This window comes from Thermoflexus sp., assembly GCF_040289485.1.
Classification (GTDB): Bacteria; Chloroflexota; Anaerolineae; order Thermoflexales; family Thermoflexaceae; genus Thermoflexus.
The window spans coordinates 1-12,099 of the sequence record NZ_PSLG01000065.1 but is presented as its reverse complement, the minus strand read 5'-3'; the positions used below and the strand labels follow the sequence as shown (position 1 = coordinate 12,099).

11 protein-coding genes and 2 tRNA genes are annotated in these 12,099 nt (G+C 71.2%); 9 read left to right on the top strand and 4 right to left on the bottom strand.

All coding sequences use genetic code 11. The features are described from left to right. The coding region (locus tag C4313_RS09700; RefSeq protein ID WP_352429663.1) for an N-acetylmuramoyl-L-alanine amidase at positions 1 to 1,817 on the bottom strand (1,817 nt) is incomplete at its 3' end. Positions 1,818 to 1,884: 67 nt separating this feature from the next. After that, positions 1,885 to 3,087: a DNA replication/repair protein RecF gene (recF, locus tag C4313_RS09695; protein ID WP_352429662.1), complete on the bottom strand. Its 1,203-nt coding sequence runs from the start codon at positions 3,085 to 3,087 to the stop codon at positions 1,885 to 1,887. Between the two features lie 132 nt (positions 3,088 to 3,219). Between recF and C4313_RS09690 the strand changes: the two genes are divergently transcribed. After that, positions 3,220 to 4,227: a carbohydrate ABC transporter permease gene (locus C4313_RS09690; protein ID WP_352429661.1), complete on the top strand. Its 1,008-nt coding sequence runs from the start codon at positions 3,220 to 3,222 to the stop codon at positions 4,225 to 4,227. Then, a complete protein-coding gene (locus C4313_RS09685) occupies positions 4,224 to 5,039 on the top strand; it encodes a carbohydrate ABC transporter permease (protein WP_352429660.1) in 816 nt (271 codons plus the stop codon). The genes C4313_RS09690 and C4313_RS09685 overlap by 4 nt, the downstream gene beginning before the upstream one ends. A gap of 62 nt (positions 5,040 to 5,101) precedes the next feature. On the opposite strand, the gene C4313_RS09680 is transcribed toward C4313_RS09685, so the two are convergent. Continuing rightward, positions 5,102 to 5,186: transfer RNA gene (locus C4313_RS09680), tRNA-Leu, on the bottom strand. Positions 5,187 to 5,270: 84 nt separating this feature from the next. Between C4313_RS09680 and C4313_RS09675 the strand changes: the two genes are divergently transcribed. The 7 genes from C4313_RS09675 to C4313_RS09645 all read left to right on the top strand — a co-directional run bounded on the left by C4313_RS09675 (position 5,271) and on the right by C4313_RS09645 (position 11,842). Beyond that, positions 5,271 to 5,690 (top strand): DUF4870 domain-containing protein, encoded by a 420-nt coding sequence (locus C4313_RS09675; RefSeq protein WP_352429659.1) that lies wholly within the window; start codon positions 5,271 to 5,273, stop codon positions 5,688 to 5,690. Positions 5,691 to 5,741: 51 nt separating this feature from the next. Continuing rightward, a tRNA-Arg gene (locus C4313_RS09670) sits at positions 5,742 to 5,815 on the top strand. Positions 5,816 to 5,939: 124 nt separating this feature from the next. Continuing rightward, a complete protein-coding gene (locus C4313_RS09665; RefSeq protein WP_352429658.1) occupies positions 5,940 to 6,689 on the top strand; it encodes a CoA-binding protein in 750 nt (249 codons plus the stop codon). Between the two features lie 3 nt (positions 6,690 to 6,692). Beyond that, a complete protein-coding gene (locus C4313_RS09660; RefSeq protein WP_352429657.1) occupies positions 6,693 to 9,356 on the top strand; it encodes a glycoside hydrolase family 3 N-terminal domain-containing protein in 2,664 nt (887 codons plus the stop codon). 46 nt (positions 9,357 to 9,402) lie between these two features. Continuing rightward, positions 9,403 to 10,188 carry an enoyl-CoA hydratase-related protein gene (locus C4313_RS09655; RefSeq protein WP_352429656.1) on the top strand — a complete coding sequence of 262 codons (786 nt, stop codon included), beginning with the start codon at positions 9,403 to 9,405 and terminating at the stop codon, positions 10,186 to 10,188. A 4-nt stretch (positions 10,189 to 10,192) separates the two neighbouring features. After that, positions 10,193 to 11,062, top strand: a complete 870-nt coding sequence (locus C4313_RS09650) for a 3-hydroxyacyl-CoA dehydrogenase NAD-binding domain-containing protein (RefSeq protein ID WP_352429655.1) — start codon at positions 10,193 to 10,195, stop codon at positions 11,060 to 11,062. Positions 11,063 to 11,074: 12 nt separating this feature from the next. Continuing rightward, positions 11,075 to 11,842, top strand: a complete 768-nt coding sequence (locus C4313_RS09645) for a 3-hydroxyacyl-CoA dehydrogenase family protein (protein WP_352429654.1) — start codon at positions 11,075 to 11,077, stop codon at positions 11,840 to 11,842. A 24-nt stretch (positions 11,843 to 11,866) separates the two neighbouring features. Here C4313_RS09645 and C4313_RS09640 read toward each other — a convergent pair. Continuing rightward, a partial coding sequence (locus tag C4313_RS09640) for a hypothetical protein (protein WP_352429653.1) occupies positions 11,867 to 12,099 on the bottom strand: 233 nt, incomplete at its 5' end.

Sequence of the window (12,099 nt, the reverse complement as noted above, 5' to 3'; positions counted from 1 at the left end):
CGGGCGGCGGCGTCCGCCTGGGCGGCCGTCGGCATCGCCCCCGGCGGGCAGCCGGCCAGGGCGATCCCGATGCTGGTCCGCCCGTAGCCGCCCGCGTGGTCCGTCATCGCCTCCAGGGGCAGGGTCCAGAAGACGCGGCCCTCGGCGGTGAGGTAGAAATGATAAGGGAAGCCCCGCCGCCCCTGGTCGCACCAGCGACGGGCGAGGGCCAGCGGGGACATGTCCCCGGGGACCGGGAGGGGGTGCAGGACCAGCCAGCGGATGAGGGCAGGAGGGCGCCGGGGCCAGGCCCGGGCGCCGGGATGGGGGAGCAGCGCCTCAGCTTCATGCAGGGCGAGGTCCAGCCGCGCCAGGGTTTCCGTCGTCCAGGGCTGGGGAAGAACGGGGACCGCCTGGGGATTCCCCTCGATGGCCACGTCGGGGGCCCGCACCCATCCCAGGCCCTCCGGGAGGCGAACCCGCCACCACCCGCGATCGGCGGTCGTGGCCACAGCGAGGACCCTTTGGCCTTCCCCAAGGAACCCCTGGGAGGGCGCGTCAGGGGCCGGTGCCATGTAGAGCGGGGCGGCCCGCCGGGAGCGGAGGAAGACCGGCCCAGCCCGGGCGACCGGCACCGCCTCCAGCGGCCCCTGCAGGGCCAGCGCCGCCCGGGGGACCCATCCCTGTCTTCCGGTCTCCGGCAGCAAGAGGAGGCACCAGGCCCCGTCGGCGGTCCGCTCCACCACCCGGCCGGAGGACCCTGCCGGGCAGGGTGTCCCCATCGGCCTCCCTTCGGGCCGATCCCGCAGGGCGAGGGCCTCCCGCAGGGTCCCGAAGGGGTAGCGGGCGAGCCCGACGTCCCAGCGGAGTCGCGCGGCCAGGGCGCGGTCCAGGTCGGGCAGCAGCCCCGGCTTCCCCTCCATGAACCACGGATCCACCCGCTGCCAACGGTAAAGGGTCATGGCGCGGATGGGGGGATGGGCCGGGTCGGCGTTCCAGTGGTGGATCTCGGCGTAGGCCGCGGTGATCCAGCCGGTGTCGGCGTCCGGCCATGGGATCGGCCGGCCGTCCCGGTCCCCCATCGAGGCCTCGGTGATGAAGATCGGCAAGGAACGCCGGTGGGGCGGGAGGGCCTCGAGGAAATCCCGATAGGCCCGGAACCCGGCGCGGCGGGCCTCGTAGGGCGGCGGACAACGGGCTTCGGTGGCCAAGGCCTGGGGGTCGGGACTCTGGCTGGCCACGTGCAAGGCGATCCCATCCAGGTCTTCCCCCAGGGCGCTCAGCAGGTCGTGGAAGTAGATCACCCAGTCGCCGGTCGGGTTCCCGGGGTAGCGGAGGGTGGCGGTGAAGGGGGCCACCGCCGCCGGGATCACCCAGTCGTCGGCGTGGCCAGGGAGGCTCCGGATGGCCTCCCGGCAGCGGCGAAAGCAGCGGGCGTAGCGCTCCGGCGTGATCCATTCGGCGGCCTCGCAGCGCCGGCCCGTCGGATCGACGCGGGCGCCGGGCTGCTGCTGGGGATGGTTGGGCTCGTTGCCGATGATCCAGATGCGGGCGCCCGGCGAGGCGGCCACGAAGCGGGCGCAGCGCCGGGCGAAGTCGTCGTAGCGGTCGGAAGGGGGCAAGGTCCCGTTGGGGTAGCGGCCGTAGTTCAGCACCACCAGGACGCCGAAGCCGGCCTCGGCCCACGCGGCGTAGAGAGGGCCACGCCCGCTTGGGTCCTCTGGGTCGGCCCCGATGGTTTCCTCGAAGACCACCCAGCCGGTCACGCCGGCCGCGCGGAACCGCTCCCGCCACAGGCCCGGATCGTAGATGCCGTAGAGGTAGATCGGCCCTTCCATCGTCGCCCGCTCCATCATAACCGAAAACCGCCGCCGGGGAGCGGCGGGGCACAGCGCCGCTGGGCCCCTATGGGTCGGGGAGGGGCACCTCCTCCAGCCAGCCCTGGCGCACCCGGAAGCCGCGGGCCCGCGCCCGGAGGCCGGGGTCGAAGCGCATGGGGTCGGTGGTGGTGAGGATGACCTGCTCGACGTCCTCGAGGGCACCCAGGAGGAAGCGCCGCCGGTCCTCGTCCAGCTCCGCCAGGACTTCGTCCAGCAGCAGCAGGGGGCTTTCCCCGAAGGCCGACCGCAGCCAGCGGGCGGCCGCCAGTTTGAAGGCCAAGATGGCCGTCCGCTGCTGGCCCCGGGACCCGTAGCGTCCGAGGTCGATGCCTTCGACGACGAAGCGCAGGTCGTCCCGGTGGGGTCCCAGGCGGGTGGCCCCCCGGCGGATGTCGAGGGCGCGCTCCTGTCGGAGGGCTTCCCGGAAGATCTCCCGCAGCGTCTCCTCCGGCATGTGGGGGCCCCATGCTGCCGCCCCTAGCCCCATTTGCCCGCGCCATCGCCAGGGGTCCAGGCTGGGCTCGTAGCGCAGCGTCAGGGGCTCCCCGCCGCTCAGGGCACGATGGATCTCCTCGGTGTGGGGGGCCATGGCCTGGACCACTCGGGCCCGCTCTCGCATGAGGAGGGCCCCGTAGCGGGCCACCGCCTCGTCCCACAGGTCCAGTTGGGCCGGATCGCCGCCCTCTTCCTGCAGGCGCCGCAGCAGGGCGTTGCGCTGGGCCAGCGCCCGCTGGTAGGCGGCCAGGGCCCGGGCGAAGGCCGGCGAGGTCTGGGCGATGAGCAGGTCCAGCATGCGGCGCCGCTCGGCGGGCATTCCCCCGACCACCTCCACATCCTGGGGGGCGAACAGGACCACCGCTGCCTGGCCGAAGAGATCGAGGACCCGGTGGGGGGCGCCGTTGATGCGGGCCTGCTTGCGGAGGGAGACCTCGGGGCCTGCCCGCTCGGCGATCAGGGTGAGTTCCAGGCGGACGGGTCCGTCGCGCCGGACGAACTCGGCGATGATGCGGGCGAAGGGCATGGGGTCCTGCCACGCGGCCCAGTGGATGAGTTCGCGCTCGTTGGCGGTGCGGAAGGAATGGCCCGTCGCCGCGCAGGCGATCGCCTCCAGGAGGTTGGTCTTCCCTTGGGCGTTCCCGCCCATCACCAGCACCACCTGCGGCTCCAGGTGCCATTCCAGCCGCGCGTAGTTACGGAATTGGGTCAGACTGAGCCAGCGCAGCCACATCGTCCGCTCGTGTTCCCGGCCTGCGGGGGCCGAGAGGGTCCCTGCCGCAGTATACCATCGGCGGGCGGGGGCAGACGGGCTATAATGGGGGAACGGCCCTCAGCACGCGACGCCTCCGGGCGGAGGGAGGCCATGGGAGATCGGGCCCTTGGAACGGCGGGGGGTGTGGGGGCGCGGGCGGGGCGGCTCCTCGGGGCGGTCGTCCGCCTGCGGGAGCGGATCGGGCGGGCCGAACGCCTCTGGCCCGTCCTCCTCATCGCGCCCTCGGTGGGCGCGGTGCTGGTCTTCGTCTACGGCTTCATCGGGTGGACCGTCTATGTCTCCATGACCCGCTGGAACGACGTGCTGCCGGATTACACCTTCGTGGGCCTGCGCAATTACATCGGGCTCTTCCAGACCCCGCGCTTTCAGGCCGACATCCGCAACACGGTGGTCTTCACGGCCCTTTTCCTGCTGGGGGCGGTTCTGCTGGGCTTCTTCGCCGCGCTGCTCCTGGACCAGCGGGTGCGGGGGGAGGCGTTCTTCCGCAGCGTCTTCCTGTTCCCCATGGCCATCTCCTTCATCGTGACCGGCATCGCCTGGCAGTGGCTGTTCAATCCCCAGACCGGGATCAACCTCCTGCTGCGGGCGGTAGGCTATGCCGGGCCGCTCCCCCGCTGGTTCACCGACCCCACCGTGCTGTTCGGGGTGCGAGTCGGCGCCATCCAGGCGGGAATCCCAGTGGCCCTCCTCCCCGTGGTCGTCGCTGCCACCTGGCAGCTCTCCGGGTTCACCATGGCCATGTATCTGGCCGGCCTGCGGAGCATCCCGGAGGAGTTGCGGGAGGCGGCGCGGGTGGACGGGGCGAGCGAGTGGCAGGTCTACCGGCATGTGGTCCTGCCGCTGCTGCGGCCGGTCACCTTAAGCGCCCTCATCGTGCTGGGCCACATCTCATTGAAGATCTTCGATCTGACCGTGGCCATGACCGGCAGCGGCCCTGGCTTCGCCACCGACATGCCGGCCTACTTTATGTTCGAGACCACCTTCCGGGGGAACCACTTCGCCCAGGGGGCCTCCATCGCCACGCTGATGTTGGTCATGGTGGCGGCCCTCATCGTCCCCTATTTGCGCTACAGCCTCAGCCGGGAGGCGGAATTATGAAGGTCCGCCGCGCCCTGATCTACCTGGCCCTGGCGGGGCTGACAGGGTTCTACCTGCTCCCGGTCTACGTGCTGCTGCTGACCGGCCTCAAGAGTTTCGCCGAGGCCGACCTCACCCGGATGTGGAACTGGCCGACCCAGCCGTCGCTGGCGGCCTTCGCCAAGGCCTGGGAGAAGCTCTCCCCCAACTTCATGAACAGCGTCTCCCTGGTGCTCCCGGCCACCGCCCTCTCCTCCTTCATCGGCTCCGTCAACGGCTACGTCCTGGCCCGCTGGCGCTTCCGCGGATCGGAGATCCTGTTCCCGGCTATCCTCTTTGGCATGTTCATCCCGTATCAGAGCATCCTGATCCCCCTGGTGCGCTTCCTGCAGAGCATTGGCCTTTACGGCTCCATCCCCGGCCTGATCCTGGTCCACGTGGTCTACGGCATCCCCATCACCTCCCTCATCTTCCGGAACTACTACGCCTCCATCCCGGGCGAACTGGTGGAGGCGGCCCGGGTGGATGGGGCCTCTTTGTTCGGGATCTACCGCTGGGTGATGCTGCCCCTCTCCCAGCCGGGCTTCGCCGTGGTGGCCATCTGGCAGTTCACCCAGATTTGGAACGATTTCCTCTTCGCGGTGACGGTGACCAACAAGCCCGCCCAGCAGCCGATCACGGTGGCCCTGCAGAACCTGGCGGGGAGCCAGATCATCGAGTGGAACGTGCAGATGGCGGGGGCGTTGCTGGCGGCCCTGCCGACGCTGCTGGTCTACATCTTCCTAGGCCGGTTCTTCCTACGGGGCCTCCTGGCCGGGGCTCTGAAAGGATGAGAGCGCGCGAGGACCATTGGGGGTTACAAAAAACCCCGGCAGGGCTGCCGGGGCTGCCGGGATGCCCGGGGCGGGATTTGAACCCGCACGGCCGCAATGGCCAGCGCCCCCTCAAGACGCCGCGTCTGCCTGTTCCGCCACCCGGGCATAACCATACCCATTATAGCAGCGCCCCGGCCCCTCGACAAGGTCCGTGCCTGTCCTCAACCATCCTGTAGAGGAGGTGGCCCGATGTACCTCGCGGAAGGCCTCCGGCCAGCGACGCCGGAGGAGCGCCAGATGGCCATGCTTGCCCACCTCAGCGTGCTGCTGAACCTGGTCAGCGGGCTGGGGGGGCCCATCGCGGCTCTTATCCTTTACCTGGTCTACCGGGAGCGGTCCCGCCCCATCGCCTTCCACGCCCTCCAGGCCCTGGTCTTCCAGTTGATCGCGTGGATGGGGGCGGGGATCCTGGCGGGCATCGCCTGGGTCCTTGCCCTGGCCCTGACGCCGCTGGTGGTCGGCTTTTGCCTCTACCCCCTCGCCTGTTTGTTGAGCCTGCTCCCTCTGGGGGCCCTGGCCTATGGGATCGTCGGCGCGGCCGCCTGCAGCCGGGGGGAGGATTTCCGCTACGAGGGGATCGGGGACTGGATCGCGGCCTCCTTCGCCTGAGGCGGGGCGCTGCCCGCGCCGGCGTTTTGGGTTATAATTTTGAGGAAGAGAGCCCCCGTAGCTCAACCGGATAGAGCAAGGGCGTCCTAAGTCCTGTGTTGCGGGTTCGAATCCCGCCGGGGGCGCTGGGGGGGGCGGGCGTCTGGGTGCCCGCCCCTCGCCGTTCGGGCCCCGTGGCCCACGCCCGGCCATCGGCCCCGCCTTGTGTAGAATGAAGACATACCCCGGTCGATGAAAACGGAGGCCGAGATGGCGTCTTTCCGGCCGGAACCTGGGCCCACGGATCCTCCGCGCATCCAGGCTCTTCAGGCCACCCCAATGGTGGATGGGCGCCGCGTGGTGGTCGAAGTGATGCTCTCCCCTTTCCGACAGCCGCCGGATCTGGAACTTGTTCTCTACAACGAGCGGGGAGAGGAAGTCCATTCCCTCGCGGTGATGGAGGTGATGACCTTCCAGGTCACCTACGTGCTACACCTGCGGCGGCCGGATCCCGGTGCCCGCTACCGTGTCGAAGCCCGGCTCCTCAACGGGGAGACGGTGCTGGACCGCCAGGAGGTGGAGGTCCGTATCCCCTCGCCGGTGACGGTGGAGGACGATGCGGCGTTGCGTCGGATCCTGGAGGAGGCCCGCACCATCGCCGTGGTGGGCCTCTCGCCTGACCCCGAGCGGCCCAGCCACCAGGTGGCGGCCTACCTCCAGCGCCATGGCTATCGGATCATCCCGGTCAACCCCACCATCTCCGAGGTCCTGGGGGAACGCTCCTACCCAGATCTCCTCTCGGTCCCCGAGCCGGTGGATGTGGTGGATATTTTCCGGCCAGCCCGCTATGTCCCGGAGATCGTAGAGCAGGCCATCGCCAAGGGGGCCCGGGTCATCTGGATGCCGTTGGGGGTGGTCCATTTCGAGGCCGCCCAGCGGGCCCACGCCGCGGGCCTGCAGGTGGTGATGGACCGCTGTATGAAGATCGAGCATCGTCGGCTGCTGCGGCCGGAGGACTGAACCGTGGGCAAGGGGATCCGGGGGCTGCTGGCCCTCGCGCTGATCCTAGGGGCCCTCCCGGCTTTCCGGGCCGCCGCCCAGGGGGCCGAGGACGAGTTCATCGCCCGCCTGTTGGCCCAGATGCCCCCCGAGGCCAAGGTGGGCCAGCTCTTCCTGGTCACTTTGCCAGGGCCCATCGCCCGGCCGGATCATCCCTTGCGCGCCCTGGTGGTCGAGCAGCGCGTCGCCGGCGTCCTCCTGAGCCCGGAGCAGGGGAATTTCGCCAACGTGGGCGACACGCCTGCGGAACTGCTCACCCTCACCCGCTCTCTCCAGGGACAGGTCCTTCCCCTCTCTCCCTTCATCCCCCTCTTTATCGGCCTGCGGCAGCAGGGCGACGGACCCCCCACTTCCGCATGGACCGCTGGGGCGATGCCGCTGCCCTCCCCCCTTGCCCTGGGGGCCACCTGGGACCCGGAGCAGGTCCGTGCGGTGGGCCGGGCCCTAGGGGAGGAGTTCCGCGCCGTCGGCCTGAACCTCCTCCTGGGGCCGCCGCTGGAGGTGCTCATGGAGCCCCGGCCGGACCTGGGGGATGCCGGAGCCCAGACCTTCGGTGGGGATCCCTACTGGGTGGCCCGCATGGCCCGGGCCTACGTGGAGGGTGTGCGGGAGGGCAGCGGGGGCCGGCTCTTGGTGGTGCCAGGAGCCTTCCCGGGAGAGGGCCAGGCCTACGGGCGGGGGGAGCGCCTCGCCGTCCGCACCCTCGAGGACCTGGCCGCCTTCGATCTAGTCCCCTTCCTCGCGTTGATGCGGACCCCTGCCGACGCGGGCCGGCCTCTGGTGCAGGCGGTCCAGGTGTCGACGATGCGGGTCCGAGGCTTTCGGGGGAGCGCCCAGGAGTGGACCCGGCCCCTGGCTGTGGACGGGGAGGCGCTGGGGGCGCTGGTCGGCCGGGCGGAGGTGAAGGTATGGCGGGAGGGCGGGGGCGTCCTTCTCTCCCCGCCCCTGGGGCATCCGGCCCTCCGGGCCCTCTACGCCGACGAAAAAGGGGGGGTGGATTTCCGGCGGGCGGCGCTGGAGGCTTTCCTGGCCGGCAACGATCTGCTGTGGCTGGGGGACCTTCACTCCGATCCCCAGGAGGCCGCGCGGCAGGCCGCTTCCGTGATCGCCTTCTTCCGGGAAAAATATTCGACGGACCTCTCTTTCCAGAACCTGGTCAACGCCGCGGTGGCCCGCATCCTACGCTTGAAATATCGGCTGTATCCGGGCTTCACGTCGGGAGCCGTGTTCCCGACCCTCCGGGACCTCCGGGCGGCCCCCGGCGCCGCCGCCCACGGGTGGGTGGTCCGCCAGGCGCTGGAGAAGGCGGTGGTCCGGCTGCGGCCCACGGGCGGCGCTCCCCCGCCGGTTCCCGGGCCCGATGCGTTTCTCCTTGTGCTGGTTGACGGGCGGACGGCCCGGGCGTGCGCGGCATGCCCCGAGGTCCCGCTGCTGCCCCCCAGCCTGATCACCCAGGCGCTGCGGGTGGCGGGGGCGGGCGTCCTGGATCCGGAGCGGATCGTGGTGCGGACCTTCGCGGAGGCGATGGCCTTTCTCGCCCGGCGTCCCGAGGCCCCGGATCTGCGGACTGAGTTCGAGCGGGCGAACTGGGTGGTGATCGCCGCCCTGGAGGAGCGCCCGGACGATGAGGCCTCCAGCCTGCCCCATGTGCTCTTGGGCGAGCGGGCCGACCTGCTGGCCGGAAAACAGGTGGTGTTCTGGGGGTTCGGGGGGCTGTATCCGCTGACCCCCCGCGAGGTCGCGCGGCTGACCCGCTATGAGACCATCTGGACCCGCGTGGCCCCCGCGGTGGAGGTGATGGCCCGGGTGCTGTTTGGGGCGGTGTCCCCTCGGAGCCGCGCGCCCCTCTCGATCCCCGCCGTGGGCTATGTCCTGGCCGAGCGCCTGCGCCCGGATCCCAATCAGGTGATCCCCCTGGGGGTGGGCCTGCGGGAAGGTGCGACTTCGGGCACGCCGACCCCGGTGGCCGTGCGGGTCGGTGAGACCCTTCGGGTCTGGGCCGGGCCGATCTACGACCGGGACGGCTATCCGGTCCCCGACGGGACACCGGTGCTCTTCACAGGGGTTTACACCGGCCAGGGGACGATCGGTCCCTTCCGGGCGGGGACCCGGGAGGGGTTCGCCGAGGTGGACATCCCGCTGGACCGGGAGGGGATGCTGGAGATCCGGGCGGCCAGTGAGCCGGCCCGCCTCTCCTATCGGCTGCAGATCCAAATCGAGCGGAACCGCCCGGGCCGGATCGCCACGGTGGTGCCCCCAACGCCCACGCGGCCTCCGGAGCCCACCACCACCGCCCTCCCGCCGGCCCCCATGCCCACCCCGCGCCCGGGCGGGGCGGGGCGCTCCCCTCGGGTCGGATGGGGGTTCTTCGCTGTGAGCAACCTCCTGATCGTGGGGGCCGGTGCCGTGGGTTTCGGTCTGGGCCGGCGACGGGGGCTGGATCGGGCCTGGCAGGCGGCCCTCTCCGGGGCGGCCGCGGGCTGGGTGGCCTACGCGCTGCTGGTCTTCGGGAGGCCGGCAGTCCCGATCCCGATGGGGACCGTCGGCCTCCCCCTGGCGGCGGGGATCGTGGCCTTCCTGGTGGGCGGCGGGGTAGCCCTCCTCCCCTCCGACCGGTCCGGGGGATGAGGCCTGGGGACGCGATCCCGATCCCATTTGCATCAGGAGGTGGGCCATGGCCTATGAGACTCTGCTGTATGAGGTTCAGGAAGGGGTGGCGATCCTGACGCTGAACCGCCCCGACGTCCTCAACGCCTTTAACGAGCAGATGTTCCAGGAGCTGCAAGAAGCCCTCCGGACGGTGGAGCGCGACGAGGCCGTCCGTGTGGTGATCGTGACGGGGGCGGGACGGGGCTTCTGCGCCGGGCAAGACCTCGCCGAGATGCAGGCCCGCTACGTCCAGCCCGCCGAGGCGATGTCCATCGGGGAACACCTGCGCAGCCGCTACAATCCGTTGATCCTGCGCATCCGCAACACCGAGAAGCCGTTCATCGCCGCCATCAACGGCGTGGCTGCGGGGGCGGGCTGCAGCCTGGCCCTGGCCTGCGACCTACGGGTCATGGCCGAGACGGCGACCTTCGTCTTCAACGCCTTCGCCAAGATCGGACTGATCCCCGACTCCGGGTCCACCTGGTTCCTGCCCCATCTGGTCGGCTACGGACGGGCCTTCGAGGCGGCCACGCTGATCGACCGCCTGGAAGCCCGGCGGGCCCTGGAGTGGGGGCTGGTCAACGCCGTCGTCCCACCCGAACAGGTCTTGCCAACGGCCCGGGAGTGGGCCGTGCGGCTGCGGGAGCTGCCGGGGCGATCTGTGGGCTGGTTGAAGCGCGCCCTCCAACGGGCCGCGACCTTCACCTTGGAGCAGTCCCTGGAATATGAGGCCCATCTCCAGGAAGTGGCGGCCCGCACCCCTGAGCACCGCGAGCGGGTCGAGGCCTTCCTGAAGCGGCGAGGAGGGTGAGGCCATGGAGCGCGTGGGGGTGGTGGGCGCGGGGACCATGGGGCGGGGCATCGCCTACGTAGCGATCACCCACGGGGCGGAGGTGGTGCTCTACGACGTGGCGGCGGAGGCCCTCACGAGCGCCCGGACGCAGATCGAGGGCTGGCTCCGGGAGGCCGTCGCCAAAGGACGCCTGGAGGCGGCCGAAGGGCAGGAGGCCCTTCGCCGCCTGCGCCTGAGCGGGCGCCTGGAGGACCTGGCGGCAGCGGAGGTGGTCATCGAGGCGGCCCCAGAGGATCTGGCCCTCAAGCAGGATCTCTTCCGCCGGCTGGATCAGTGCTGCGTGCCCACAGCGCTCCTGGCCTCCAACACCTCTTCCCTTTCCATCACCGCCCTGGGCGCGGCCACCCGGCGCCCGGAGCGGGTGGCCGGGATGCATTTTTTCAACCCCGCCCCGGTCATGCGCCTGGTGGAGGTGGTGCGGGGGTTGGCCACCGCTGAGGAGACGGTGCGCGCCCTGGTCGATCTGGCGCGGCGCTGGGGGAAGACACCGGTGGTGGTCAAGGACACCCCCGGCTTCATCGTCAACCGGGTGGCCCGCCCCTTCTACCTCGAGGCGCTGCGCCTGGTGGGGGAGGGCGTGGCCGATCCCCCGACCATCGACCGGCTGGTCCGGGCCCTGGGGTTCCGCATGGGCCCCTTCGAGCTGATGGACCTGATCGGCCTGGATGTGAACCTGGCGGTGAGCGAGAGCGTGTATCGCGCCTTTTTCGAGGATCCTCGCTTCCGTCCCCACCCCCTGCAGCGGCTGATGGTCCAGGCCGGCCGCCTGGGTCGCAAAGCTGGCCAGGGATGGTATCGCTATGCCGAAGGCCCGGGCGCGGAGCGCGGATAGGAGGGGAGCGCCATGGGGACGCGGCCGCTGAAGGAGCGGGTCCTGGTGGTGGGCGCTAGCGCTTTCGTGGAGGAACTGGCCGGGCTGGCCCTGGAGCAGGGATACGCCGTCACCGCCTTCCCCACCGAGGGGGAGATCTCGCCAGCCCTCCAGGAGGCCCTCCGGGCGGAGGGGCCGGCCGCAGCCTTCGGCATCGAGGCGCTGCCCGCCCCGCTGACGGCCAAGCGGGCCCTGGTGGAGGCCCTGGACGCTGCGCTCCCGCCCGCGAGCCCCTTGCTGGCCCTCTGCCTGACCACCTCCGCCACCCAGGTCGCCGCCTGGACCCGCCATCCGGAGCGGGTGGTGGGGTTCGCGGTGCTGCCGCCCATCGTCCGAGGGGGGCCTGTGGAACTGGCGGGCCCCCTTCAGGGTCAGGCCGAGGGGGTGGAGCGGGCCCGGGCGCTGCTTTCGGCCTGGGGCTTCAAGGTGGCGGTGGTGAACGACACCGTCGGCCTGGTGCTCCCCCGGCTGCTGTGCGCCCTGATCAACGAGGCCGCCTTCGCGGTGATGGAAGGGGTGGCCGCCCCCGCGGACATCGATACGGCCATGAAACTGGGGACCAACTATCCGCGGGGCCCTCTGGAGTGGGCCGACCTGATCGGCCTGGACCTGGTCGTGGCGATCCTGGAGGCCCTGGAGGCCGAGCACGGCGGCGGCCTCTACCGACCGGCCCCGCTGCTCCGCCAGATGGTCCGCGCCGGCCGCCTGGGGCGCAAGGCCGGGCGTGGGTTCTATCCATGATGCGGAGGCCGGGGCGGCAGGGCCTCATCCTTCGATCAGAGGGAGCAGCCGCTCCCGAAGGAGGCGCCGGGCGTCGAACTGCTGTCGGACGCGCCGGCGCCATCGGGCCTCGGGGTCGGCCTCCAGATGGCGAGCGATGGCTTCGGCCATGGCCTCGGGGCCGGCGGCCTCCGGGAGCAGGAAGGCTGCCGATCCACCCAGTTCGGCCAGCGGGGGGAGCGCATAGGCGAAGATCGGCAGGCGGGCCAGCCCCGCCT